The organism is Paraburkholderia sp. EG287B (assembly GCF_040965595.1).
Lineage (GTDB): Bacteria > Pseudomonadota > Gammaproteobacteria > Burkholderiales > Burkholderiaceae > Paraburkholderia.
Genome location: NZ_JBFRCG010000020.1, coordinates 40327 through 61939, shown reverse-complemented (window position 1 = coordinate 61939; position 21613 = coordinate 40327). Strand labels below are relative to the sequence as shown.

General features: G+C 64.3%; 22 protein-coding genes. 7 read left to right on the top strand and 15 right to left on the bottom strand.

Annotated features, from left to right (window positions below; genetic code table 11):
- Positions 1 to 46: 46 nt before the first annotated feature.
- Positions 47 to 424, bottom strand: a complete 378-nt coding sequence (locus AB4Y40_RS32395) for a VOC family protein (protein ID WP_368691349.1) — start codon at positions 422 to 424, stop codon at positions 47 to 49.
- Between the two features lie 155 nt (positions 425 to 579).
- Between AB4Y40_RS32395 and AB4Y40_RS32390 the strand changes: the two genes are divergently transcribed.
- On the top strand, positions 580 to 840 hold the full coding sequence (locus AB4Y40_RS32390) for a DUF2934 domain-containing protein (protein ID WP_368691348.1): 261 nt from the start codon (positions 580 to 582) through the stop codon (positions 838 to 840).
- Positions 841 to 901: 61 nt separating this feature from the next.
- Here the strand turns inward: AB4Y40_RS32390 and AB4Y40_RS32385 are convergent, their stop codons facing one another.
- Positions 902 to 1171, bottom strand: coding sequence for a hypothetical protein (locus AB4Y40_RS32385; RefSeq protein WP_368691347.1), 270 nt, complete (start codon positions 1169 to 1171; stop codon positions 902 to 904).
- 273 nt (positions 1172 to 1444) lie between these two features.
- Between AB4Y40_RS32385 and AB4Y40_RS32380 the strand changes: the two genes are divergently transcribed.
- Positions 1445 to 2233, top strand: a complete 789-nt coding sequence (locus tag AB4Y40_RS32380) for a hypothetical protein (protein ID WP_368691346.1) — start codon at positions 1445 to 1447, stop codon at positions 2231 to 2233.
- Positions 2234 to 2243: 10 nt separating this feature from the next.
- Here the strand turns inward: AB4Y40_RS32380 and AB4Y40_RS32375 are convergent, their stop codons facing one another.
- The 5 genes from AB4Y40_RS32375 to AB4Y40_RS32355 form a co-directional block, all read right to left on the bottom strand.
- Positions 2244 to 3914 (bottom strand): tannase/feruloyl esterase family alpha/beta hydrolase, encoded by a 1671-nt coding sequence (locus AB4Y40_RS32375; protein ID WP_368691345.1) that lies wholly within the window; start codon positions 3912 to 3914, stop codon positions 2244 to 2246.
- Positions 3911 to 5026 (bottom strand): OpgC domain-containing protein, encoded by a 1116-nt coding sequence (locus AB4Y40_RS32370; protein WP_368691344.1) that lies wholly within the window; start codon positions 5024 to 5026, stop codon positions 3911 to 3913. Before AB4Y40_RS32370 ends, AB4Y40_RS32375 begins: the two co-directional genes overlap by 4 nt.
- Before the next feature lie 239 nt (positions 5027 to 5265).
- Complete coding sequence (locus AB4Y40_RS32365) at positions 5266 to 5742, bottom strand: VOC family protein (protein WP_368691343.1); 477 nt, start codon at positions 5740 to 5742, stop codon at positions 5266 to 5268.
- 99 nt (positions 5743 to 5841) lie between these two features.
- Positions 5842 to 6102: a hypothetical protein gene (locus tag AB4Y40_RS32360; RefSeq protein ID WP_368691342.1), complete on the bottom strand. Its 261-nt coding sequence runs from the start codon at positions 6100 to 6102 to the stop codon at positions 5842 to 5844.
- Positions 6103 to 6226: 124 nt separating this feature from the next.
- Positions 6227 to 7144: a helix-turn-helix domain-containing protein gene (locus AB4Y40_RS32355; RefSeq protein WP_368691420.1), complete on the bottom strand. Its 918-nt coding sequence runs from the start codon at positions 7142 to 7144 to the stop codon at positions 6227 to 6229.
- 195 nt (positions 7145 to 7339) lie between these two features.
- Between AB4Y40_RS32355 and AB4Y40_RS32350 the strand changes: the two genes are divergently transcribed.
- The 4 genes from AB4Y40_RS32350 (at position 7340) to AB4Y40_RS32335 (ending at position 11381) form a co-directional block, all read left to right on the top strand.
- Complete coding sequence (locus tag AB4Y40_RS32350; protein ID WP_368691341.1) at positions 7340 to 8239, top strand: DMT family transporter; 900 nt, start codon at positions 7340 to 7342, stop codon at positions 8237 to 8239.
- 683 nt (positions 8240 to 8922) lie between these two features.
- Entirely contained in the window at positions 8923 to 9312 is a 390-nt protein-coding gene (locus tag AB4Y40_RS32345) for a hypothetical protein (protein WP_368691340.1), read from the top strand.
- A 170-nt stretch (positions 9313 to 9482) separates the two neighbouring features.
- Positions 9483 to 10025: a DUF2844 domain-containing protein gene (locus AB4Y40_RS32340; protein ID WP_368691419.1), complete on the top strand. Its 543-nt coding sequence runs from the start codon at positions 9483 to 9485 to the stop codon at positions 10023 to 10025.
- A gap of 21 nt (positions 10026 to 10046) precedes the next feature.
- Positions 10047 to 11381, top strand: coding sequence for a DUF3443 family protein (locus AB4Y40_RS32335; RefSeq protein WP_368691339.1), 1335 nt, complete (start codon positions 10047 to 10049; stop codon positions 11379 to 11381).
- A 78-nt stretch (positions 11382 to 11459) separates the two neighbouring features.
- Here AB4Y40_RS32335 and AB4Y40_RS32330 read toward each other — a convergent pair whose 3' ends face one another.
- Positions 11460 to 12332 (bottom strand): LysR family transcriptional regulator, encoded by an 873-nt coding sequence (locus AB4Y40_RS32330; RefSeq protein WP_368691338.1) that lies wholly within the window; start codon positions 12330 to 12332, stop codon positions 11460 to 11462.
- 104 nt (positions 12333 to 12436) lie between these two features.
- On the opposite strand from AB4Y40_RS32330, the gene AB4Y40_RS32325 reads away from it, so the two are divergent.
- A complete protein-coding gene (locus tag AB4Y40_RS32325; protein ID WP_368691337.1) occupies positions 12437 to 13510 on the top strand; it encodes an alkene reductase in 1074 nt (357 codons plus the stop codon).
- 79 nt (positions 13511 to 13589) lie between these two features.
- Here AB4Y40_RS32325 and AB4Y40_RS32320 read toward each other — a convergent pair whose 3' ends face one another.
- From AB4Y40_RS32320 to AB4Y40_RS32290, 7 genes are all read right to left on the bottom strand, one after another.
- Complete coding sequence (locus AB4Y40_RS32320; protein WP_368691336.1) at positions 13590 to 14765, bottom strand: aromatic ring-hydroxylating dioxygenase subunit alpha; 1176 nt, start codon at positions 14763 to 14765, stop codon at positions 13590 to 13592.
- Between the two features lie 9 nt (positions 14766 to 14774).
- Positions 14775 to 15548: a siderophore ferric iron reductase gene (locus AB4Y40_RS32315; RefSeq protein ID WP_368691335.1), complete on the bottom strand. Its 774-nt coding sequence runs from the start codon at positions 15546 to 15548 to the stop codon at positions 14775 to 14777.
- Between the two features lie 2 nt (positions 15549 to 15550).
- Positions 15551 to 17416, bottom strand: coding sequence for an IucA/IucC family siderophore biosynthesis protein (locus AB4Y40_RS32310; RefSeq protein WP_368691334.1), 1866 nt, complete (start codon positions 17414 to 17416; stop codon positions 15551 to 15553).
- Positions 17417 to 17464: 48 nt separating this feature from the next.
- Positions 17465 to 18064 (bottom strand): GNAT family N-acetyltransferase, encoded by a 600-nt coding sequence (locus AB4Y40_RS32305; protein WP_368691333.1) that lies wholly within the window; start codon positions 18062 to 18064, stop codon positions 17465 to 17467.
- Positions 18054 to 19277, bottom strand: coding sequence for an MFS transporter (locus tag AB4Y40_RS32300; protein WP_368691332.1), 1224 nt, complete (start codon positions 19275 to 19277; stop codon positions 18054 to 18056). Before AB4Y40_RS32300 ends, AB4Y40_RS32305 begins: the two co-directional genes overlap by 11 nt.
- Positions 19274 to 20629, bottom strand: a complete 1356-nt coding sequence (locus AB4Y40_RS32295; RefSeq protein WP_368691331.1) for a lysine N(6)-hydroxylase/L-ornithine N(5)-oxygenase family protein — start codon at positions 20627 to 20629, stop codon at positions 19274 to 19276. Before AB4Y40_RS32295 ends, AB4Y40_RS32300 begins: the two co-directional genes overlap by 4 nt.
- Before the next feature lie 497 nt (positions 20630 to 21126).
- Positions 21127 to 21594, bottom strand: a complete 468-nt coding sequence (locus AB4Y40_RS32290; protein WP_368691330.1) for a YaiI/YqxD family protein — start codon at positions 21592 to 21594, stop codon at positions 21127 to 21129.
- Between the last annotated feature and the right edge of the window lie 19 nt (positions 21595 to 21613).

Below are 21613 nucleotides of genomic sequence, written 5' to 3'. Positions count from 1 at the left end.
ACGTCATTTTGTCAGGCGGGCATCGTAGAAAGACACCAGGCGTGGGTCACGTAATGCTTTGACCCACTACGAACCGGTGGCCGTCGGGTGTGGCCACGGTGCATTCGCGCATGCCGTACGGGCGATCGACCGGAGGCTGCAGGACAATTGCACCGCTTTGCGCGATTTCATCGTGAAACGCTTGAACGTTGTCGACTTCCAGATAACCGAAGTAGCTGTGATCCCCCGTCTCCGCCGGGGACAACGCATTGGGGCAATGGCCGAGCATGATCCGCACGCCGCCCCTCTCGACGATTCGCCAGTCGGTCGAATCGGCCCAATCCACGCGGAAGCCGAGCACGTCGCGAAAGTATGCCGCGTTGCGTTCGAGGTCCTGGACGGCAAGGACGAAAGCGAAGGGACGTAGCGTGTTCGTGTTGGTCATGAGCGATCTTCTTCAACAGAGATTCGATTGCGGGTGGCGTGAGTATGACGCACGCGTCGGGCATCGTGTTTGCTCGCTGCACAGGCAGTGCGCCATTCGCAACCGAGGCTAGCCGGTTGCAGTGCTGCTTACGCGCGCACATCGGAGGAATGACCATGAATGACCAACGGGAAGAGCGCGTCCGGCGACGCGCATATCAACTCTGGGAAGATGACGGCGCGCCGCAGGGGCGGGCGGACGAATACTGGAGCCGCGCCGAAAAACAGGTTGCCGCGGAATATGACGCGGAAGGAGAAACGTCGAGTATCGCCAGCGATCAGGCCGGCAAGCGCCGGCTTGCGGGTGAACCCCTGCAGGAGAGGGACGCCATGCCGCCGAACGAACTGGCGCGCGACAAGCGGCGCGGCGGCGGGTGACATCCCGCATGTGCCGCGCTTTAGTCCAATGACATGCCAGCCTGCGCGACCTGTTCGCACATCAATGATGCGCGAACAGGTCGTTGCGGCCCTCGTGTGACACGAGTGCGTCGTGGCGCGACGTTTGCGCAACCGACGCATTCGAGGTGCCCGAGCTTTCCATCCCATAGCCGGAGTCGTCGGTGCGTTGCGTGCTGGCGTGCTGCGGGTTTGCCGGTTGCTGCATCTGCATCTGCCTGGTTTGGGCCGCGGGTTCGGTGTCCTGTGCGAAGGCGGCGGCGGGCAACGCGACGGCGAGCGAGACAATAGCGGTAGCGAGTAGAGGTTTCATGATTCACGACTCCATATAATAAAATCGATTCGGATGACTAAAAAAATGCGCGGATTGCAAAAACCGTTTTTGCAGACGCTCATTCAATCTTGCGCAGTCCGATCACTACGGCGCATGTCCCCAGACTACGCAGCCAACCTTAGAATTTGCTTATGCGCAGGCAACGGTTCGCGTTTCGTGCGTATTCGGCCGTAGTTAAGGCTTAGTTAAGCAACGGCGGCATATAGTCCCAAGCTGTTTCGTTCCGCCCGTCATGCGGCGCAAGGAGTATTCATGTCCACCACCACACGAAGTCTCATCGAAGATGCGGTCAGCAAGGTCCCCGCCGTGACGCTCGGCTTCTGGATCATCAAGATTGCTTGCACCACGCTCGGCGAAACCGGCGGTGACTGGGTGACGATGTCATTGAACCTGGGCTATCTGGTCGGCTCGCTCATTTTCCTCGCGTGCTTCGTCGTGCTGGTTGGGGCGCAGATCCGCGCTCAGCGCTTCTACCCGTGGCTTTATTGGGCGACGATCGTCGCCACGACCACGCTCGGCACGACGCTCGCCGACTTTTTCGACCGCTCGCTCGGCGTAGGCTATCCCGGCGGCGTATCGATCATTCTGCTGTTGCTCCTGGCCAGTCTCGCGATCTGGTACCGGGCAGAAGGCACGGTTTCGATCGAGAGTGTCGCGACGCCGCGCGTCGAGTGGTTTTACTGGATTACGATCCTGTTTTCGCAAACGCTAGGCACCGCGCTGGGCGACTGGGTCGCGGGCGAAGACCGCGGCGGCCTTGGCGTGGGCTACGAATACGGCGCTGCGATCTTCGGCGCGGGCCTCGTGGTCGTGGCGCTGCTGTGGTTGTGGCCGCGCGTGTCGCGCACGGCGCTTTTCTGGTTCGCGTTCGTGCTCACGCGTCCGCTCGGCGCGACGCTGGGCGATCTGCTAGACAAGCCTGTCGCGGACGGCGGCCTGCACTTCAGCCGCTTTTATGCTTCGGCGCTGCTGATGATCTTTATCGTCGGCTGCATCGTGGTGCTGCCTCAGCGTGCCGCTCGCCGGGTGCGCGACGCGTAGCGCGCATGAGTCATTGCGGCATCACGCACGTGAAACTGGTCGCGCGATTCAGATTGCCCTTGCCCAGATAACGCGGAAACGCCGGGTAGCGGCACAGCGGCCGCGTGCGGCCGTTCGTGGCCTGGGCAATGTCGGTCGCGAACAACGTTTCCGGCGCGCTGTCGTGCGTGACCCAGTCGTCGAGCGCGCCCAGCAGATCGACGGACGGAATGAACACGCCATTGCCGTGCTGGTAACCCGGCACCATGTAAAGCCGCATGAAGCTGTCCACGCGCGCTTCGCCGTAGCGCCCCACCAGCTCCTGGTAATAGGCGATGGTCTGGTTCGGGCTGATGACCTCGTCGGCGAGTCCCTGCAAGGTGATGAGCTTGCCGCCTCGCGCGATATAGCGCGACACGTCGGGATTCATCGCGCCGATCGTCGTCGACAGCGTAAGCAGCCGCTCGCGGTAACGGCCGGGATGCATTACGTCGAAGTTCGTCGAATCGAAAGTCGGGTCGTGCGTGATGAAGTATTTGAGGTAGGCATCGCCCTGCGCGTACAGGTAGCCATTGGAGACGAACCCCAGTTGAGTCAGCCGCTGCGGCGAGTGCGCGAGGCCCAGCATGCTCGTGAAGCGCGTGCCCTGGAAGACGTTGTAGCCGCGATAGGTGTCCGCATTCCAGGCGAGCGCGTAGGGCAGGCGCAGGCCGTCGCGCAGGCTTTCCAGCGTCGCGAGTTGCGGTGGCGTGAGGCAGTCGTCGGGGGCGTGCTGGCGATCCGCCTGGTCCTGTGAGGAGCAACGCAGCGAGTCGATGATCTCCGGCTCTTTCGCGCGGCAGGCTTCGACGTCGCTGATGAGGCCGTCCGCCGCGCCGTCGAGCGTGTCGCACACCTGCATCACGCGCTCGTACACGTGCTCCAGCAGCTGCGGCGACAGATAGCCGCCCGGCGTGCGGTATTCGTGCTGGCCCACCACGACGCCTGTCAGGCGCACGCCCGGGAAGTTCAGCGCGGGCGAGTTCGCGATCACGCCGTCGTAGTCGTCGGGATAGCGCTGGATCACGGTGTAGCCTTCGCGGCCGCCCGTCGAGCCGCCCGCGAAATACATGTGCTCCGGCGCCCGCCCATAGCCGAGCGTGATCAGTGCGAGCGCAACGTCATGCGCCTTCTTCAAATGCGCGTAGCCGAAGTTGGTCACGGCTTCTTCAAGCAGCCCGAAGTTGGCTTCCGACGACGTGCCGTTGTGGCCGGAGTCGTCGCCGAAGGTCGCATAGCCGCGCGCGAGCGGGGCGCGGTCGGGCGAGAAGGGCATCGGGCCGGTTCCCGTCACCACGACGCCGCTGTAGCCGCCACCGCCGAATTGCAGCGCGCGGCCGTTCCAGCGGCTCGGCAGGTTCACTTCGAAGCGGATGTCCGGCGTCCCGGCGCTCTGGGCGCGGATAACGCCGGTCAAGCGGCAGAAGTCGCCGTTGAGATTGCCTGTGGCGGTCGCGGAGATCATCGCGGCGCTCTGCACCAGCGCGCCGTTGGTCGGCAGGCCGATGCTCGCGGGCGGCAGCAGCGCGCCAGCAAGGTCGGTGCAATGCAGCGGCAGCGAAGGCGTGTGCTGGGCGAAAGCGGGGCCGCTGGCGATGAGCGTGAGCGTGGCGATGGCGATCGCCTCGAGGGATGCGAGTGCGCGTGTGCCCCGTCGTATCATCCGCAGCCGGCTCCGTTGACGCGCGCACGGGCCTTCTCCTTCTGGCGCCCGAGCGAGCCGCGCCAGGCCCTCGCGAGCATGAGCGTCGCGCCGATCGCGACGGTGTCGCCGGCGAGCGCCGCCGCGAACGCCGCCGCGCCATGCAGCGCGTGTGGCGTGGCGGTGTCGACGATCACCGAGATCAGCGTGCCGCCGACGAAGCATACGAGCCCCGTGCGGCCCACGGTCACGACGGCGGGCACGCGCGCGGCGATCCGCGCGATCGTGCCGCGATGAACGAAATACGCCGCCACCAAGGCAATGCCGATGAAGTTGACGACGCGCGCGAAGGCCAGATGCTGTTTCATTGTCCCAGGCATGGGTTGAGTCAGGACGAACCATTTAACCGCCGCGAACAGCACCACCGCGGCGAACGCGCATCGTACCAGCCAGCGCGCGATTGCCGAGGTCTTGAAGCCGGGCGGAACCGGGTGCAGCCGGCAGAGCATGCCGAATACGAACATCAGCTGCCACGCGAATGGGTTGAACGGCCAGTTCGCGAACGCGCTCGCGCCGATGAGCGCAGGCAGCAGCGGCGCGAAGGCCCAGAGCAGCAGGCTGCAGACCAGCGTGGCGAGCGGCGCGCGGCGGGCGAAGGGCACGGCCGCGGGCACGCACAGGGCAAATATGACATACATCGGCAGCACGCTCGACAGATACGGCTGGCGCGCCAGCAGGACGACGTGGAAAGTTTCGCGTATGGGATGCGTGGCGAACGACGCCCAGCCGCTCAGGTCGGCGGCAGCGGGGTTCAGGTGCAGGAGCGCGAGTATCGCGCCCGAGAGCAGTGTGAGCAGGGCGGTCAGCAGATAGGCGCGGTAGATTTCCCAGCTGCGGCGCAGGAAGCGGCCTTGCGCGGCGCTCATGCCGCGGCGCGCGCGCACGGCCATAAAGGCCGCGGCCGACGCGTAGCCGCCGAGAAACACGAACACTTCGGCGGAGTCGCACAGCGCGTAAGCGTGCAACGTCAGCTGCGACAAGGCGCTGCCCGGAATGTGATCGAGCACGATCACGATCAGCACGACGCCGCGGAAAAAGTCGACTTCGATCGAACGCCCCTGGCGAGACTCCATGGTGCCCTCGCAAGCATCGCGGCGACGCCGCTCCGGCTTGGCGTCGACCGCTCGATGAATGGCCGGGCGGCGGTTCACGTATCGTGGCGCCGCCCTTATGCGTACGAGGGCATCTCGCAGGTATCGTTCCCTGCGCTCGGCGGGGTCAATGCTTTGTGCGCCGGATATGACGCTCACGCCATGCTGGCGCCATCTGCATGCCAGCTATGTGGCGCTTGCGATGTCCGGCCGCGTGCCGCTTACTTCGCGGCAGCGGCGCGCTCGATCGCGGCGATGTCGATCTTGCGCATGGTCATCATCGCTTCCATCGCGCGCCTGCCGGCTTCGCGATCAGCGCCGAAGACGCATTCGAGCAGGCGCTTCGGCGTGATCTGCCACGAAAACCCCCAGCGATCCTTGCACCAGCCGCAGTCCGACTCCTCGCCGCCGTTGCCGACGATGGCGTTCCAGTAGCGGTCGGTCTCTTCCTGGCTGTGGGTCTCGACCATGAAGCTCACGGCCTGGTTCGCCTGGAAGTTGGGGCCGCCGTTCAGGCCCACGAAGCGCCGGCCGAGCACCGTGAATTCGACCACCAGTTCCGCTCCCGCGCCGATGCCAGGTATCGGGGAAACATGGCCAGCCCCGACATGGCTGTCCGGAAACGTCGCGGCGTAGAACTCCGCCGCTTCGCGTGCTCTACCTTCATCGAACCACAGGCAAGTCACAAGCTCCGTCATCACGATCTCCTTTGACTAGGCGCCTGATTGCCGGCGCGTAGCGCACATTGTGACAAAGCCCCGGCGGTATGGGGGACTTTTGCTGGTGGAGCAGGGTGGCTAGTCGATGCAACGTTCGATCGCGAGGGACTGGGCGTTGTGGGCATCTATCCTGTCGTGTTTCGACGGTGATTCGGACTGCGACGCAAGACACAGCGCAAGATTGGCGCGGGTGCTGTTTGGCGAGAACATGAGCGCAAGGATTAACGCTATTACTGCCGCAACCAGAATGGCGACGCCGCGCAAGCTTGCGCGCAGAGCGGGCGACAAAGGAGCAATGGCGCTAAAACGCGAAGTCTGTTTGACGAGAGTTCGGAACATGGCGGGCTCTTTGCGATGAGCGTCGAGGGCATGACGCCACGATAGGCAGGCCCGGCAGCCGCGACAAGACCCAGCCGCGCCTCAAAACATGGAGCCACGCACGGCGGGATCGGGGGACCTGCGACTACTTCAGGAATGCTTGACGATAGACATTCGGCGCGGCGCCAAACGCGTCGCGAAAGCGATGGCTGAAGTGACTCGCATTCGCGTACCCGCACTCTGTCGCAATCTGCGCGAGCGGCAGGGCGGTCGTGCGCAACAGCAAACGCGCCCGCTCCAGACGCTGGGCGGCGATCCACGCATGCGGCGGCCGCCCGAACGAGGCGCGAAACATGCGCGCGAGATGGTACTCGGAAAGGCACGCGACATCGGCCAGTGCGCCGAGCGTCAGCGTCTCGCCCAGGTGGGCGTCGATATAGTCACGCAGGCGCCGCCGTGTCGACACGGCGAGGCCACCCTTGAGCGCCGCGCCCGCGCGACGCACGCCCTGGCTGCGCAGCAGCAGGCTCAGCACTTCGTGCGCCGTTGCGTTGCTGCGCAAAAGGCCGTCTGGATCGGCCCAGTTTTCGTTGGCCAGCGTCTGGCACAGCACGGCGATCCGCTTGTCTTCGAAATACGTGCGGTCGGCCAGCGTGAGTTCGCGCGGTTCCCGGTCGAGTTCGCGCACCGCGCGCTGCGTGAAGTGCTCGGGCAGGAAGTACAGATGCATGAAATGCATATGGCCGCGCACCCACCAGCGCGATTCGTGGTCGCCCGGAAGCGCGCAGAGGCGGCTTGGCGCGCCGTACACGCCGGGCAGCTTCTGCCGCTCCGTGCGGTAGCCGCCGTCGAGATAGCACGACAACGTGTGATGGCCCGGCCGGTCATAGACGGTCTCGGCCTCGCGCGTGACGCGCGTCCAGACGGCGGCCGCAAACTGGTCGCCGAGCCACGCAAAACGCTCCAGCGACGCGTTCGCCGCGCTCAGCGTGCGGCACACCGAATGCAGCCCAAAGGGCGTCTCGGCGAGGGCGGGCGCGGGAAGCGGCACCTGGGCGTTCATGGTCGGGGCGGCGGGCTGCAAGGCGGCGATGGGCTCCACAAAGCGGGTAGTCAAAGCGGTTTTGCAAAGTATACGCTCGCGCCCCCGCTGTTGCTGGCCGTGGCCGGGCGCAGGCAAGAAATGCGCAATCCTGGACAAGTCCGCGCCGCCCCCGTGCGCCATAGTTGGGGCATCGACTAAAGGTCCTTTCCGACAATGAATCTTTTACTCTACGTGCTCACCGTCCTGATCTGGGGCACCACCTGGATCGCTATCAAGTGGCAGCTCGGCGTCGTGCCTGCGCCTGTCTCGATCGCCTGGCGTTTCGGGCTCGCGGCGCTCCTGGTGTTCGCGCTGCTGGGCGTGATGCGCCGCCCCATCTGGCCGCCGCGCGCGGCGTGGCGCTACCTCGTCGCTCAGGGGCTGGCGCTGTTCTGCCTCAATTTCCTGTGCTTTTACTATGCCGAGAACATCGTGCCGAGCGGGCTCGTGGCCGTGGTGTTTTCGACCGCGCCGCTGCTGAACTCGATCAACGGACGCATTTTCATGGGCCGGCCGCTGCAACCCAGTGCTGTGGGCGGCGCCGTACTCGGGCTGATCGGGATCGTCTGCCTCTTCCTGCAGCAGATGGCCGGCCATATCGGCGATCAGACCGTGTGGCTCGGCCTCGCGGTGGCGTTTCTCGGCACGCTGTGTTTCTCCACCGGCAATCTGCTGTCCAGCCGCATGCAGTCGATGGGGCTCAATCCGCTCGTCACGAATGGCTGGGCCATGCTGATCGGCACCGCAGTGCTCGTGGCCGGCAGCGCCGTCGCCGGATTGCCGTTCAGGCTCGAAATGGACGCGCGCTATCTCGGCGCGCTGGCCTGGCTCGTCGTGGCAGGGTCGGTGATCGGTTTTACGGCCTATCTGACGCTGGTTGGCCGGATCGGGCCCGAGCGCGCGGCGTATTGCACGGTCTTGTTCCCGATCGTGGCGCTGGCGGTTTCGACGGTCTACGAGGGCTACCGCTGGTCCTTGCTTGCCGTGATCGGGCTTTTGCTGGTCGTCTCGGGCAACCTCGTGGCGTTCGATCTGACGCGGCGCCTGTTCACGCGGCGCGTGCCCGCTGCCTGAGCGGGCTTCAGCGGGCGAGGCTGGCCTTGAGCGTAATGGCGTAGCGCCGGTACAGCCAGGCGGAACACGGCGCGCTGACGGTTGTTGTTTGCGGTCGTTCTCGAAGCGACAGTCGGGCCCTTATGTGTTTTGCATCACTCACCGCTGGCCCGGGCGGCCGCGTCGATTGTGACGGGATATGGGGCGCGAGTATGTGGGATGGCAAACCGCGAGTATGTGGGATGGCAAACCAACCTTCCCGTGAATGATTATTCAATTGAAATTCAGACCCCTTCATTCTTATTACAAAAGAGGCGGCCTTCATAATTCATCGCTTGCGCTAAAGATTCGTCTGACGGTTGCCGATACCCTCGGATGAGCAGATAAATATGCATGCAAACACGCGGCGTGCCAGCCGCTTCGGGGTTACCGCGTGGGCCCGCACCTGCGGGGACTGAAACGAATGCAAAGCCGATGGCCTGTCTGCGCGTGCAGCCCACGCCCGCGCGCGCTTTTCACCCTCCTGGCGGACGCGGTCCCCGCAGCGCTGTTCAGGTTCGCAGCCGCACTCAAACCCGATGGCACGGCCACGACTCCAGCGGGCGGATAAGGACATGGCATTGCAGACAATGCGGAATTCGTCCAGTGCGTCGCGTGGTCTGCGCCGGGGACAGGGACAAGACAAAGACGGGAGAGGCCAGTTAATGAAGGTTCACGCTAGTGCGCTCACGCTGCTGCACTGGCTGGCGCAACGCGAAAGCGCGTCGGTCAGTGAAATTACTGCGTCGGGATTGATGAGTTCACGCGAAGCCTCGGATGTCGTTCGCTACGCCATGCGCAACGGCGCCGCCGAACGCGTCAATAAGGGCGCGAGTGCGCGAGGAACCGCGCGCTACCGCTCGACCGGCGTGCCTCTGCCGGAGCCACGGACGGCGCCGGCCGGTGCTTCGTTCGAAGGCTTGCTGAGCGCATGGGGAATCGCTAAGGAGCCGCCCGAGCTTCCCGCGGTGCGTACGCGCGTTTACCAGATCGAAGATAACGGCCAGGATAATCGAGGCGGAGATCGCCTCGGCAAACTAAGGCTCAATGATTGAAGCCAACTGCGAGCAACTGAGAAAATACACGAATAGAGAATTGATACACTGTGCGGCGGACCCTCTGTGCCGCGGGGCGTTCCGGTTCGTTTTCCGGACGCCAGGCGCCAAATGAAGGTTCGATTTTCGCCGTTGATTTTCGCAAGAATGGCAACGGCAACCCTGCGCCGATGCGCGCGATAAACCAACCAAGAAAGGGTTGTCTCCTGATGTCGAAACAGATCATCCACGTCGCGCTTTGTGCGGCGTTGAGTTGCGCTGCGCTGGGCGCGGCAATACCTGCCTCGGCTGCACTCGGCGGCATGCCCACGCCCGCGCCGGCTGGAGCTGTCTCCAGTTCGGCCAATGCGGCCGTCGTCCATTCTGCATCGGGCGTCGCCGGTACCACGAGCGCCGCCTCGTACACGGTGACGCAAACGACTTTCGCGACCGGCACGGTCGTGCGTGAGTACGCCTCGGCAGCCGGAACGGTATTCGGCATCGCCTGGAGTGGGCCGAACATGCCGAACCTCCCCGTACTGCTCGGCACCTACTTCACGCAATACGACAGCGCGCGCGTCTCGCAGCGCACCGCTAATCCTGGCCGTGGTCCGCTGGCCGTCGAGCTTCCCAATCTTGTGGTTCATTCCGGCGGCCACATGGGCGCGTTCTCCGGACAAGCCTATCTGCCGCAGTCGTTGCCGACGGGCGTGAGCGCCACCGACATCCAATAACAAACAAAATCAAGGCGAACCATGTTGAGTATCAATGGGAAACTGGCCCGAATGCTGGCCGCATTCGGTCTGGCGGCGGCTGTCGCTCTCGTCGCGGGATGCGGCGGTGGCGGCGGATCGGGCAATTCGTCGGCGAGCACGTCGACAGGCAGCGGCGGCACGGGCGGAACCTCCAACACCACCGTTCTCGCTGCCGGCGGCCCGGTATCGAGCTTGCCCGCGACGCTCGCGAGCAACCAGGTTGCCGTGACCGTAGCGGCGGGGTACAAGAACGCTCCGAACATTCCGACGGTCAGCGTCACGGTTTGCGTCCACAGCACGAACATTTGCCAAACAATCGACAACGTTCAAGTCGACACGGGATCATCGGGCTTGCGCCTCACGCTGGATGCGCTGAACAGCCAGATGCAGTCCGCACTGCCGGTCGAGACAGTGAGCGGCGAATCCGTTGCCGAGTGCTTCGGTTTTGCCGACGGCAACGCCTGGGGCTCCGTTCGCACGGCGGACGTGACGATCGGCAGTGAAACGGCTTCGAGCGTGCCCATCCACATCACGGGTGACCTGCCGCAAACGGCAGCTAGCGGCACTAACAACAAATGCGCAATCGGCTCGCTCAACGATACGTCGTCGTCAATCGCAGCCCACGGTATTCTCGGCATCGGCCCTGCGAAATACGACTGCGGCAGTGGCTGCGCGCCCACGTCGAATGGCGTCTATTACGGCTGCACGGGGTCGGGAAGTTCGGCGAGCTGCACGGACCTGGGGGTAGTGGTAGCGTCGCAAGTGACGAATCCAGTGCGGATGTTCCCGACCGACAACACGGGTGTGATCCTGAACATGCCGGCCGTGACGTCGTCGGGATCGACGAGCGCGACCGGGTTCCTGACGTTCGGCATCGGTACGGAATCGAACAATGCGGCGCCGACTTCCGGCATTCAGAAGCTCACGACCGACCATTATGGCAACGTGCAAAGTGCGTCGCTGAGCGGTACGAACGTATCGGGGGCATTCTTCGATACAGGCTCAAACGGGCTGTTCTTCCCCGACAGCACGTTGGTATCGACGTTGTGCACGCGCGCGATCGGCTTCTACTGCCCCGCTTCGACGGTCTCGCGGACGCCGTCTGTCACAGGGTTCAACGGCATCAGCGTTTCGGCTGGGCTCAGCATCGCCAACGCGGTGAGTTTGTTCGAGGACGGCGGCTTCGCGTACGGGAACGTCGGCGGCGGGGGCCTGACGGGGACCAGCTTCGATTTCGGCATGCCGTTCTTCTATGGTCGCACGGTGTACGTCAATTACGATCCGATCATTGACGGCAATCAAGGCGTCGCTACGTCGGCCTACGTTGCCTTCTAAGCCGTAGTGCCGTATCCGCGAGCGGCCGCAGTGCCGCTCGCGGATGTGTCTCAGCGCTCATCTGTCCTCGGCGCCTTGCTACCGCGCTAGCCGCTCCCGCAGAAACTCGATGAAGCGCTGCGTCTTCGCCGGCAGCAAACGCGTTTCCGTAATCGCATAGACCGGCGTAGGCGTGCCATGCCACTGCGGCAAAATTCGCCGCAACGCTCCGCTGGCCACCTCGTCGGCCACGATTTCTTCCGGCAGCAGCACGATGCCCATGTCGAGTGTGGCGAGGCGGCGGATCATGCCGACGCTGTTGAGCGTGAAGCGTCCGCCCACCTTCACCGTGCTCGTGCGCTTCGCGTCGTGCAAGGTCCACGTGTCGGCCTTCAGGATGACCAGGCATTCGTGCCGTTCCAGATCAGCCGGCTTGCCTGGCTCGCCCGCGCGCTGAAGATAGCCCGGCGACGCATAAAGATATGGTGTGAGCGACGCGAGCGGACGCGCAATGAGTTGCGAGCTTTCGGACTCCCCCATGCGGATCGCCACGTCGAACGGGTCGCTCACCAGATCGACACGCCGCGGATTCAATTCGAAATCGAAGGAGATGGCGGGGTACAGGCCGGCAAATTCGGCGATCAGGGGCGCGAGGTAGGTGACGGCGAAATCGACCGGAAACGAGGCCCGCAGCACGCCGCTCGGCTGCGCAACCATGTCGCCTAGCTGCTCGTGCGCGAGGCGGGCTTCATCGACGATGCGCTTGCAGCGCTCGAAATAGATCTGGCCTGCTTCGGTCAACTCGATCTTGCGTGTGGTCCGATGCAGCAGGCGCAGTCCGATCGCTTTTTCCAGGCCGCTGATGCGGCGTGAAAGGGTGGAGTTCGGCATGCCCGTCACGTCCGCGGCGCTGCGAAACCCCCTGGCTTTGACGACCTCGACGAACAAGGCCATGTCGTTCAGTAGTTCCACCTTGACTGCTCCATCAACGGATCAATGATATCCAAATTACCATATTTATCCCAATCGTGAAGCAGGCGATGATGCACCCATCCAAACCAGTCGAGGTGATCATCATGAGCAAGCTTTTCGAATCCGTGCGCGTCGGGCGTTACACGCTGCCAAACCGTCTGGCCATGGCGCCCATGACCCGTTCGCGCGCGCTGGCCGACGGCACGCCCGGCGAACTGGCCGCCGAGTATTACGCCCAGCGCGCGAGCGTCGGCTTGATCGTCACCGAGGGCACGCAGCCTTCGGAAGAGGGACAGGGCTACATTACGACCCCGGGCATTTATAGCGACGCGCATGTCGCCGGATGGAAAAAAGTCACTTCGGCCGTGCATGCGAGAGGCGGCCATCTCTTCATCCAGCTCATGCACGCCGGCCGCATGTCGCATCCCGACAATACGCGGCACCACAGCGTGGGCGTCGCGCCTTCCGCCATTGCGCCGGGCACGGCCATGTTCACGGCCAGCGGCATGCAGGACATTCCCGTGCCGCGTGCCTTGACCATCGAGGAAATCCGCCGCACGGTCCAGGACTTCCGCACCGCGGCCCGCCGCGCGGTCGAGGCGGGCGCGGACGGCGTCGAAATCCACGGCGCGAATGCCTATCTGGTTCAGCAGTTCTTCGCGCCGAGCGCCAATACGCGCACCGACGAATACGGCGGCCTGATCGAAAACCGCGCGCGCTTTGCGCTCGAAGTCGCGGCCGCCATTGCCGGGGAAATCGGCGCGGACCGCACGGCCATCCGCCTCTCACCGGGCACGACGCTGTGGGGCATCGACGAGGGCGCCCAAGGCCCCGATCTTTACCACTATCTGGTGGCCGAACTCGACAAGCTGGGGCTCGCCTATCTGCATATCGCGCATCAGGGCGACGAGGCGCTGCTGGCTGACATTCGCAAGCTGTGGAAGGGCGCGTTGATCGTGAACCGGGCTGGCCGCCCGCGCGAACAGATTGGCGTCGATGTGGCCACGGGGCTGGCGGATCTGGAATCCTACGGTCAGATGGTGCTGGCGAATCCGGATTTCGTCACCCGCCTGCAGCGCAACGCGGCGATGAACGCGGCGGATCGCAACGGCTTCTTTGGAGGCGCCGCGCAAGGCTATACGGACTACCCCAGCTTGAGCGAAGTGGCCGACGCCTGACGCGGCGGGCAGACGCGCGGCGTGTGCTCCATTCGCCGCGCCCGTGCGAAGCCGCCTGCCTTGCGCGGTTTCGCATGGCTCACCCGAGTGGACCCGCAAGGGCGCGCCGATACCACGCATGGAAATGGCGCATGCCGTCTTCGAGCGGCGACTGATACGGCCCGGCGTCGCTGATGCCGCGCCGGTGGAGCCGCAGGCGTCCCGCGTCCATGCGCTCGGCGATCTCCTCGTCCTCGATCATCGTCTCCAGATACGCCGCGCGCTGGGCTTCGATGAATTCGCGTTCGAATGCCGCGATTTCTTCGGGGTAATAGAACTCCACCACGTTGAGCGTTTCCTGCGGGCTTTTCGGATAGAGCGTCGAGACCACGAGCACGTGCGGATAGAGCTCGATCATCTGGGTGGGGAAATACGCGAGCCAGATGGCGCCGAACTCGGGCGCTGCGCCGCCGCGATAATCGAGCAATCGATCGTGCCACGCGCGATAGATTTCCGAACCCGGCTGCGCAAGCGCGGCGTGCACACCCACGCGCTGCATGCTGTACGTCTCGGCGAATTCCCAGTCGAGCGTTTCGCAGGTCACGAAGCGCCCGAGGCCTGGGTGGAATGGCGCGACGTGATAATCCTCCAGATAGACTTCGATAAAGGTTTTCCAGTTGTACCGGCAGGAATGCGTTTCGACGTGATCGAGCACGTACCCGGAGAAGTCGAACTCGGGGCGCTCGAACACGCGCGCCATGTCGCGCGCTGGCTCACGTGGCCCTTCGTAGAGCAGTCCATGGCAATTTCGCAGTTCGAAGCGCTCGAGATTGCGGCACGGTTTGCGCTCGAACTCGGGCGCGCCGATCAGCTCGCCGCCGGGGGCGTACGTCCAGCGATGTAAAGGACACACGATGTTGCCGCCGCTCGCGGCGAGATTGCCTTGCGCAGGAGGGCCGCCGCTCGCAGCGACGTTGCCGGCCTTGCCGCCCAGCATGAGCGACTGGCGATGGCGGCAGACGTTCGAGAGCAGTTGCACGCCGTGCTCGCCGCGCACCAGCACGCGGCCGCCTTCGTCCTGCGGCAGGTGCCGCCAGTCGCCGCGCTCGGGCACCGACTGTTCGTGGCCCACGTATAGCGCCGAGTGCGCGAAGATACGCGCCATCTCGCGCTCGAACAGCGCCTCGTCGAAATAGGCGCTCGCGGGCAATTGCCCATGCGCTTCCTCCGTATCGGGCGGCAGCGCGAGATGCGCGAGGTCACTGATATCGTTCATCGGTCGGTTTCATCCTGTTTCGTGTTGCGCGTTCAGGCGCACGATGCGTTCATGCTTTGCGAGCCGCGGGCAGGTGCTGCAGAGTTCGCCGTCGCGGCGGCGATAGTGGTAGCAGCAGGTGCGGCGCTCCAGCGCGAGCGCGCTCGCGCCGTCCGTGCGCGAGAACGGGAAATAGCCTGAGCAGCCTTGCAGGCCGAGCGCCGCGAGCCACCGCTGCCCATGCGCCTCGACCTGGGCGTCGCTCCATTCGGGCCGCGCCTTGCGTGCCGCAAGCAGTGCGGCGAGCACCACGTCGGCCTGCGTGCCGCGCGCCGCCGCCGGATTGAGGCGGATCACCGGCATCAGCTCGTCGTGCATCTGCTCGCAGCACGAGGCGATTTCGCGTGCGGCGTGCGCGATCAACACGTGCGTGTCGCCCTGCGCCGGTTCGTGATCGCGTATGCGGACCTCGCGGGTCCAGCCCTCGGCAATGGGCTGCGCGATGTCCGCAAGCGACAGCGACACGCCAGCCGCATGCACCCCGATCACGCTCAAGTAGAGCGGTTGCCAGATCAGGATGCCCCAGCAGCGCGACGACCAGTAGGGGCGCCCCGCTTCGGGGTAGGTGCGCGACCAGAAGGCAAGGAGCGCATCGAGCGCAGCACGATTGGCGTCGCCGTTGGGCGGCGCCGGGCGCGTATGCACGATGCCTTGCGCGGGGCGCGCGGCTACCACGCCCTGCAACCCCGGTACGAGCCGCGCGGCGAGTTGCAGCATGTCGTCGAGCGCGCGGTTTGCCGCCATGCTTAGGCCGCGACCGCTTCGGCGTTCATGCCGTTCGCCTGCGCGGCGTCTCGCGGTGCGCCGCGCCTGCCCGCCAGGGGGTTCTGCAGATTGCCCGCCATCTTCAGATTGCCCGCTGGGTCGGCGAGATTGACCATCTGCAGGTTGTTTCCGAGTTGCAGACGGTTCAGGCACGAGTGCAGGAACTCGGGCGCGAAGAGGTCGTATTCGGCATATTTGCGCGCGTGTTGCGGGTGCTCGTCCTGATAGCGCGCAACGCAGCGCGCCACCGTGTCCCAGAACACGTCTTCCGTGCAGCAACCGTGCTCGACGAGTATCTGATTCATGTAGCGGAAAAAGCCGTCGAACACGTCGATGAAGATCGCGAGCAGCTTGACGCGCTCGGGCACGTCCACCGCGAGGCGCTTGACGTTCTCCGGCAGCTGCGCGTCCTTGTTGAGGATGGCGGATTCCTCCGCGATGTCCTTCATGATCGCGCGCACGGGCACATGGTTCTCGAGCACGAGGATGAGGTTCTCGCCGTGCGGCATGAAAACGAGATCGTGCGCATAGAAGCAATGGACGAGCGGTGCCAGATACGCCTCCATGTAGCGTTCGAGCCAGGCTTGCGGCGTGAGCCCCGAAGCCTCGATCAGGGCGGGCAGCAGCGCCGCGCCATGGCGGTCCGTATGCAGCAGCGCGGCCATGGTCATGAGCCGCTGGCCGTCTCCCGCGAGACTAAGCGGATTCTCGCGCCAGAGCGCCGAAAACATCTTCTTGTAGGGGCTGTCCACCTGGACGGCCGCTTCGTAATAGCGATTGCGAAAGCCGATGGACGCGACTTCGCGCAGGATGGTGAACCCTTGGTCCTGCAGATACGGATCGCTCGCCACGAGGCCCTTGATGAAGTCGTTGATGGCGGGCGTGCCCGACATGTAGTACGGCGAGAGTCCGCGCATGAAACCCATGTTGAGAATCGAGAGCGACGTCTTCACATAGCGCTTCGAACGGTCCGAGAGATTGAAGAACGTGCGGATCGACTGCTGGGCCTGATAGCGGTCCTCGCCGAAGCCGAGGCAGACGATGCGGTTGGTCGCGACATAGCTCGCAAACGCAATCGAAAGTTTGTTGAACCACTGCCACGGGTGCGCCGGCATCAGCCGATAGTCGGCAAAGTCCACGCCGCGCGCTTCGACCATCGAGCGAAAGTGCGCGACGGTCTCCCCGCCCAGTTCCTCTTCCATCAGCTGTTCGTAGTCGAGGTCGGCGGCGCTGTGGAACGCAGCGTTCTCCTTGTGCACGGCAAGCCAGACGATCTGGAGCGGCGAGCCCGCCTCGGGTGCGAACGCGCGATAGTCGCCCGCGTCGAAACCGAGCCTGCCGTTGTTGGCGACGAAGCCGGGATGGCCCTCGCTCATCGCGGTTTCGATCGCCTGAAAGTCGGCGTCGAGGAGTTCGGCCGTATCCGGGCCGTCTTTCACGGCTTTGTAGGCCGCGCCGTACAGCGTGCTGCTGATTTCGTCGAGGTAAATGGGCAGCATCTCCTCCTTGATGCCAAGGCGCGCTTTCACATCGAGGATGAAGGCGAGCGCGTCGAGCGGTTGCGGCGCGCCGTCCTGCGAGCACACGATGGTTTCGGGGCGAATGCTCCAGTGGCGCAGTGCGAGCAGACGCGCCTCGAACGTGTAGACGCGGGTGCCGTCGTCGGATTCGAGCGCATAGCGCGCGTAGTGCTCGCCGGGCGCATCGCCCACGCGCTGCGGTTCGACGATCAGTTCGTGCGCATACTCGGCAATGGCCTTGCGCACCAGCATGCGGTTCGCGCGCTGCCAGACCTCGGGTGTGAGGTGCCCGGTAGCCTCGTGGGGCGTGAGGAGAACGTGTTGCATGGAAGCCTGGGTTGCGAAATGATTCATGTTGCGACGTCCTTATGGAATTTAGTGATCCTGCGTAATGGCAGCGTAAAAATCGGCTCGTGTGCAGAACGCGAGCGAGGCGGTTTTCTCGCGAAACGTGACGTCCTTCGTATACACGAAGCCCATCGCGCGATTCAGCGCGTGGATGCGTGCGTTGCGCGCATCCGGCTCGACGACGACGCGTTGCGCGCCAAGGCGCTCGAACAGGAACGCCATGAGCGTTTCGAACACATGGCGCGAATAGCCCGATGTACGCCGGGCAGCGGGCCCGACGAACAGATGCATGCCGAGGTCGCCGGCGCACACATCGTAGTGCTCGCCGATCTCTTCGTGAGCCGGTTCGTAGCTTTCGAACAGGAAGGCGGGTACGTCATCCTGCAAGCCGAGCCAGGCGCGCGCGTGCCCGGAGTCTTCGATCGCCTGATAGAAAGCGGCCACGTCCGCCACGCTCTTGTCGCGCATGTTCCAGAACGCGGCGCGTTCTTCGATGAACCATTGATGCAGCGTGGGTGCGTCGCGTTGCGCGTCGAGCGGGCGGATGTGAAAGGCCTCGGCTCTGGCCATGCGTGCAGGCGGGACATGACGCAACGCGATTTCGTCGGCAGCGATTTCAGTTCGCACGGGCGGTGACTCCTGTTTCGGCAATCGGGTTGGAAAGGGCGGCGTCCTCGGCGCGCGGCCGGGCGAGCAGCCAGACGCTCACGAGCGCAGTGAAAACGAGGCCTACGGAAGCCACGAAGAACGGCGCACGCAAGCCCGCTTCGTCGACAATGGCACCGGCCGCGAACGAGGCGAGCAGCACGCCGAGGTTCTGGAAGAAGTTGATGACGCTGTAATCGGCGGCATACGAGGCGGGCGTGCTCAGTGCGAACATCGTCACGTCGAGCTTCACGACGATCTGGAACAGCGCCCAGCCGAACATCACGCGGCCCGCGACGATCCACAACGGCGCCTCCACGCCTTGCAGCAGCATGCCGGCGGTGCACAGCAGCAGGTTCGCGAGCATGTGGTCGGGCACGCGCTTGCCCTGCATGGCGAGGCGCTTGTTCAGGCGCAGCGCGACGAGCGCGACCATGCCCGGAATGGCGAACACGAGCCCTGGAACCAGCTCGCCGGGCGCGTCGGTGACCGCTTGCCAGTACGACGCCATGAACGGCCGGATGAGATACACGCAGAAGTCGAACGCGAGCATGAGCAGCGCGAGTCGCAGGATCGGCATGCGCGCACGCAGTCCTCGCTTGACTGGCGCCTCATCGGCAACGCCCGCGAACCGGCAGCGCCGCGCAATGCCATGCGTGCGGATCAGCGCAAGGCAGATCGCCATCTGCACGAAGTCGCCGGCGGCCATCGCGAAGATGCAGTGATGCGCGTCCCAGACCTGCATGACGAAGCCGCCCGCCACCGCGCCCGCAATCGCGCCGAAGTGCACCACCACCGACAGCACGCCGATGGTATGCGCATGCGATTCTTTCGCTTCGAGCCGCATCATGTACGGGTACATCAGCAGATAGCTGCTTTTGCACATGAACATCGCGAGCGAGAGCACCCAGAAGAGCGGCACCGTCGCCGCGAAATAGCTCGCGACCGAAAGCACGCCCGCGGCGCACTGCGTATAGACGAGCAGATGCATGGCGTCGAGGCGCTTCGCAATGCGCGCCCAGAGCGGCAGCGTGAGCATCACGACAATGGAGATGAACGCCACGTAAGCGCCCGCATGCACGGGGCTCGTCACGCCATAGCGCGCGGCGAAGAACTGCGGGTAGAACGGAATCAGGATCGCATCGCTGACGACGGCGAAGGTCGTCATCAGGATGATCGTGCTGCGCAGCTTCATTGCGCCTCCAGCGGCATCTTCACGAACGCTTCCGTGTCGGGCACCGAGAAGTCCTGCAGCGCGATGCGCCGCTCGATCTTGTAGTGCTCCACACCGGTCAGCTCGCGCAGAATGCAGGAGTTGCGATAGCAGCTCATGCCGAGGTCGGGGTTGGTCAGGCCGTGGCTGTAGAGCCCCGCGTTCTGCACGAAAACTTCGCGCCCGCTCACGTCGATCGCATAGTTGCGCGAGAGCCGGTAGCGCCCCTTGTCGTCCCAGCGGATGCGAGCGCGAATGCCGTCGATGAAGCCGGGCACATTCTGCCCATAGCCGGTCGCGAAGATGGCGCCGTCCGTGACATGGGTGTACTGCACGCCCTCGTCGCGCTGCAAGAAGCGCAGGTGAAAGCGGTCTTCGATGCGGTCGTGATGACAGGCGCTCAGCTCGGAATTGGTGATGAGACGCGCACGGTTGCTGCCGCGGCTGCGGCGGTCGTCGAGCAGGTCGTAAATCTGGTTGATGAGGGAGGCGTTCACGCCTTTGTAGAGACTGTCCTGCTTGGCGATGATGTTTTCGCGCACGCCGTCCGGCAGGTTGTAGAAGTAGTCGATATAGTCGGGCGAGATCATTTCCAGCGTGAGCTTGGTGTTCTCCATCTGGAAAAACCGCGGCGAGCGCGTGATCCACGTGAGCGTGTAGTCGTGCTCGTCGCTTTCCTTGAGCAGGTCGTAGAAGATCTCGGCTGCGCTCTGGCCGCTGCCGATCACGGCGATGGAGCGCTTTTGCTGCAGCTCGGCTTTGCGCGCCACGTAATGCGCGCTATGGATGCAGCGCTCGCGCAGCTCGCCGCAGCACGGCGGCAATTGCGGCACGGAACCCACGCCGATCACGAGGCGCGCGGCGCGATGCATGAACGGCTGGCCGGTGCGCACGTGCCGCCCGCGCACCACGTAATGCCCTTGCTGCGCGTCGTATTCGACGTGCTCCACACTCGAGCCGAACGCGATGCTCGACAGCTGGCCGATGGCCCATTTGCAGTAGCGGTTGTATTCGGCGCGGCTCAGATAAAAGCGCTCGCGGATGTAATACGCATAGAGCTTGCCTTCCTGCTTGCAGTAATTGAGGAAGCTGAACTTGCTTTGGGGATCCGCGAGGCTCACGAGGTCGGCCAGAAACGGATTTTGCAGCGTGGTGTCGTCGATCAGCATGCCCGGGTGCCAGTCGAAATCCTCGTTGCGCTCGAGGAAGAGGCCGCGCAGATCGCGGATCGGCTCGGCCAGGCAGGCGAGACTCAGATTGAACGGCCCGAGGCCGATCGCCACGAAGTCGAGCACGGGCGAGGGCGGACCTGGCTTGACATTAGTTCTACTCATGATTGAACTTTCACCTGGAGCGGAAAGGACCATGTCGGGTTACCTCATCGAAGGACGAAGACGGCGAAAAGATTCACGAGGCGCAACCGCGCAACCGTCTGCGCGGGCGTATGGTATTTCGATGCGAATGAGAGTGATTCGCGTTTGATGATCATAGGAAAGACGCCGCCCAATGGCAAGAGCGAAACGCAGGGCAATGAGGATGCCGAACTATCGTGCCTGCCCAATACGCATCAAGACGGGCAGGGGCAATCGGCGGCAAAGTCCGGCTGCGCCGGGGCGGGCGGGGGATCGGCGACTTTCGGGAACCAGCGGGGTTCGCGGTCGCGCCGCCTCATTTTTGGCGTCAAATCACCTGACAAAAACCCTGCACTTCGCAGGGGTTAGCGGCGCGCAGGGAGAATTTCGGCTCTAATCGCGCGCGATTCGCGCGTGCGGGGCCACGGCACAGGGGCATCCATGACGCGATGATCCCAAACGTCTCATCGCTTCCGCCATCACTCGGTCTTGCGCGGCGGCGGGCTATGCCGCGCGAGAAATCGATCGAGCTGGCCGGCAAACGCCTTGCTGTCGCGCGCGCTGAACGGGGCTGGTCCGCCCGTTTCGACGCCTGCATTGCGCAGTTGATCCATCACGTCGCGCATCGTGAGCCGTTCCTGAATATTTTCGCGCGTGAACCAGTTGCCGCGCGGATCGAGCGCCTGCGCGTTCTTTTCGAGCACCGCGGCGGCAAGCGGGATGTCGGCGGTAATCACGAGGTCGCCCGGTTCGACCAGTTCGACGATGCGGGCGTCGGCTGCGTCGAAACCCGCCGGCACCTGAATCGACTTGATGAAGGGCGACGGCGGTGTGCGCAGATATTGGTTTGCCACCAGCGTCACCGTGACCTCGGCACGCCGCGCGGCCCGAAACAACATGTCCTTGATGACGGCGGGGCAGGCGTCAGCGTCGACCAGCACTTGCATGTAGGGAATCCCGGCACAG

Excerpts from the sequence above, each read along its gene's own strand:
- AB4Y40_RS32295 (WP_368691331.1), bottom strand. The coding sequence starts at position 20,629 with ATGAGTAGAACTAATGTCAAGCCAGGTCCGCCCTCGCCCGTGCTCGAC.
- AB4Y40_RS32335 (WP_368691339.1), top strand. The coding sequence starts at position 10,047 with ATGTTGAGTATCAATGGGAAACTGGCCCGAATGCTGGCCGCATTCGGT.
- AB4Y40_RS32380 (WP_368691346.1), top strand. The coding sequence starts at position 1,445 with ATGTCCACCACCACACGAAGTCTCATCGAAGATGCGGTCAGCAAGGTC.
- AB4Y40_RS32360 (WP_368691342.1), bottom strand. The coding sequence starts at position 6,102 with ATGTTCCGAACTCTCGTCAAACAGACTTCGCGTTTTAGCGCCATTGCT.
- AB4Y40_RS32300 (WP_368691332.1), bottom strand. The coding sequence starts at position 19,277 with ATGAAGCTGCGCAGCACGATCATCCTGATGACGACCTTCGCCGTCGTC.
- AB4Y40_RS32310 (WP_368691334.1), bottom strand. The coding sequence starts at position 17,416 with ATGCAACACGTTCTCCTCACGCCCCACGAGGCTACCGGGCACCTCACA.
- AB4Y40_RS32320 (WP_368691336.1), bottom strand. The coding sequence starts at position 14,765 with ATGAACGATATCAGTGACCTCGCGCATCTCGCGCTGCCGCCCGATACG.
- AB4Y40_RS32325 (WP_368691337.1), top strand. The coding sequence starts at position 12,437 with ATGAGCAAGCTTTTCGAATCCGTGCGCGTCGGGCGTTACACGCTGCCA.
- AB4Y40_RS32315 (WP_368691335.1), bottom strand. The coding sequence starts at position 15,548 with ATGGCGGCAAACCGCGCGCTCGACGACATGCTGCAACTCGCCGCGCGG.
- AB4Y40_RS32350 (WP_368691341.1), top strand. The coding sequence starts at position 7,340 with ATGAATCTTTTACTCTACGTGCTCACCGTCCTGATCTGGGGCACCACC.
- AB4Y40_RS32385 (WP_368691347.1), bottom strand. The coding sequence starts at position 1,171 with ATGAAACCTCTACTCGCTACCGCTATTGTCTCGCTCGCCGTCGCGTTG.
- AB4Y40_RS32290 (WP_368691330.1), bottom strand. The coding sequence starts at position 21,594 with ATGCAAGTGCTGGTCGACGCTGACGCCTGCCCCGCCGTCATCAAGGAC.
- AB4Y40_RS32370 (WP_368691344.1), bottom strand. The coding sequence starts at position 5,026 with ATGGAGTCTCGCCAGGGGCGTTCGATCGAAGTCGACTTTTTCCGCGGC.
- AB4Y40_RS32395 (WP_368691349.1), bottom strand. The coding sequence starts at position 424 with ATGACCAACACGAACACGCTACGTCCCTTCGCTTTCGTCCTTGCCGTC.
- AB4Y40_RS32375 (WP_368691345.1), bottom strand. The coding sequence starts at position 3,914 with ATGATACGACGGGGCACACGCGCACTCGCATCCCTCGAGGCGATCGCC.
- AB4Y40_RS32390 (WP_368691348.1), top strand. The coding sequence starts at position 580 with ATGAATGACCAACGGGAAGAGCGCGTCCGGCGACGCGCATATCAACTC.
- AB4Y40_RS32345 (WP_368691340.1), top strand. The coding sequence starts at position 8,923 with ATGAAGGTTCACGCTAGTGCGCTCACGCTGCTGCACTGGCTGGCGCAA.
- AB4Y40_RS32365 (WP_368691343.1), bottom strand. The coding sequence starts at position 5,742 with ATGACGGAGCTTGTGACTTGCCTGTGGTTCGATGAAGGTAGAGCACGC.
- AB4Y40_RS32340 (WP_368691419.1), top strand. The coding sequence starts at position 9,483 with ATGCGCGCGATAAACCAACCAAGAAAGGGTTGTCTCCTGATGTCGAAA.
- AB4Y40_RS32355 (WP_368691420.1), bottom strand. The coding sequence starts at position 7,144 with ATGAACGCCCAGGTGCCGCTTCCCGCGCCCGCCCTCGCCGAGACGCCC.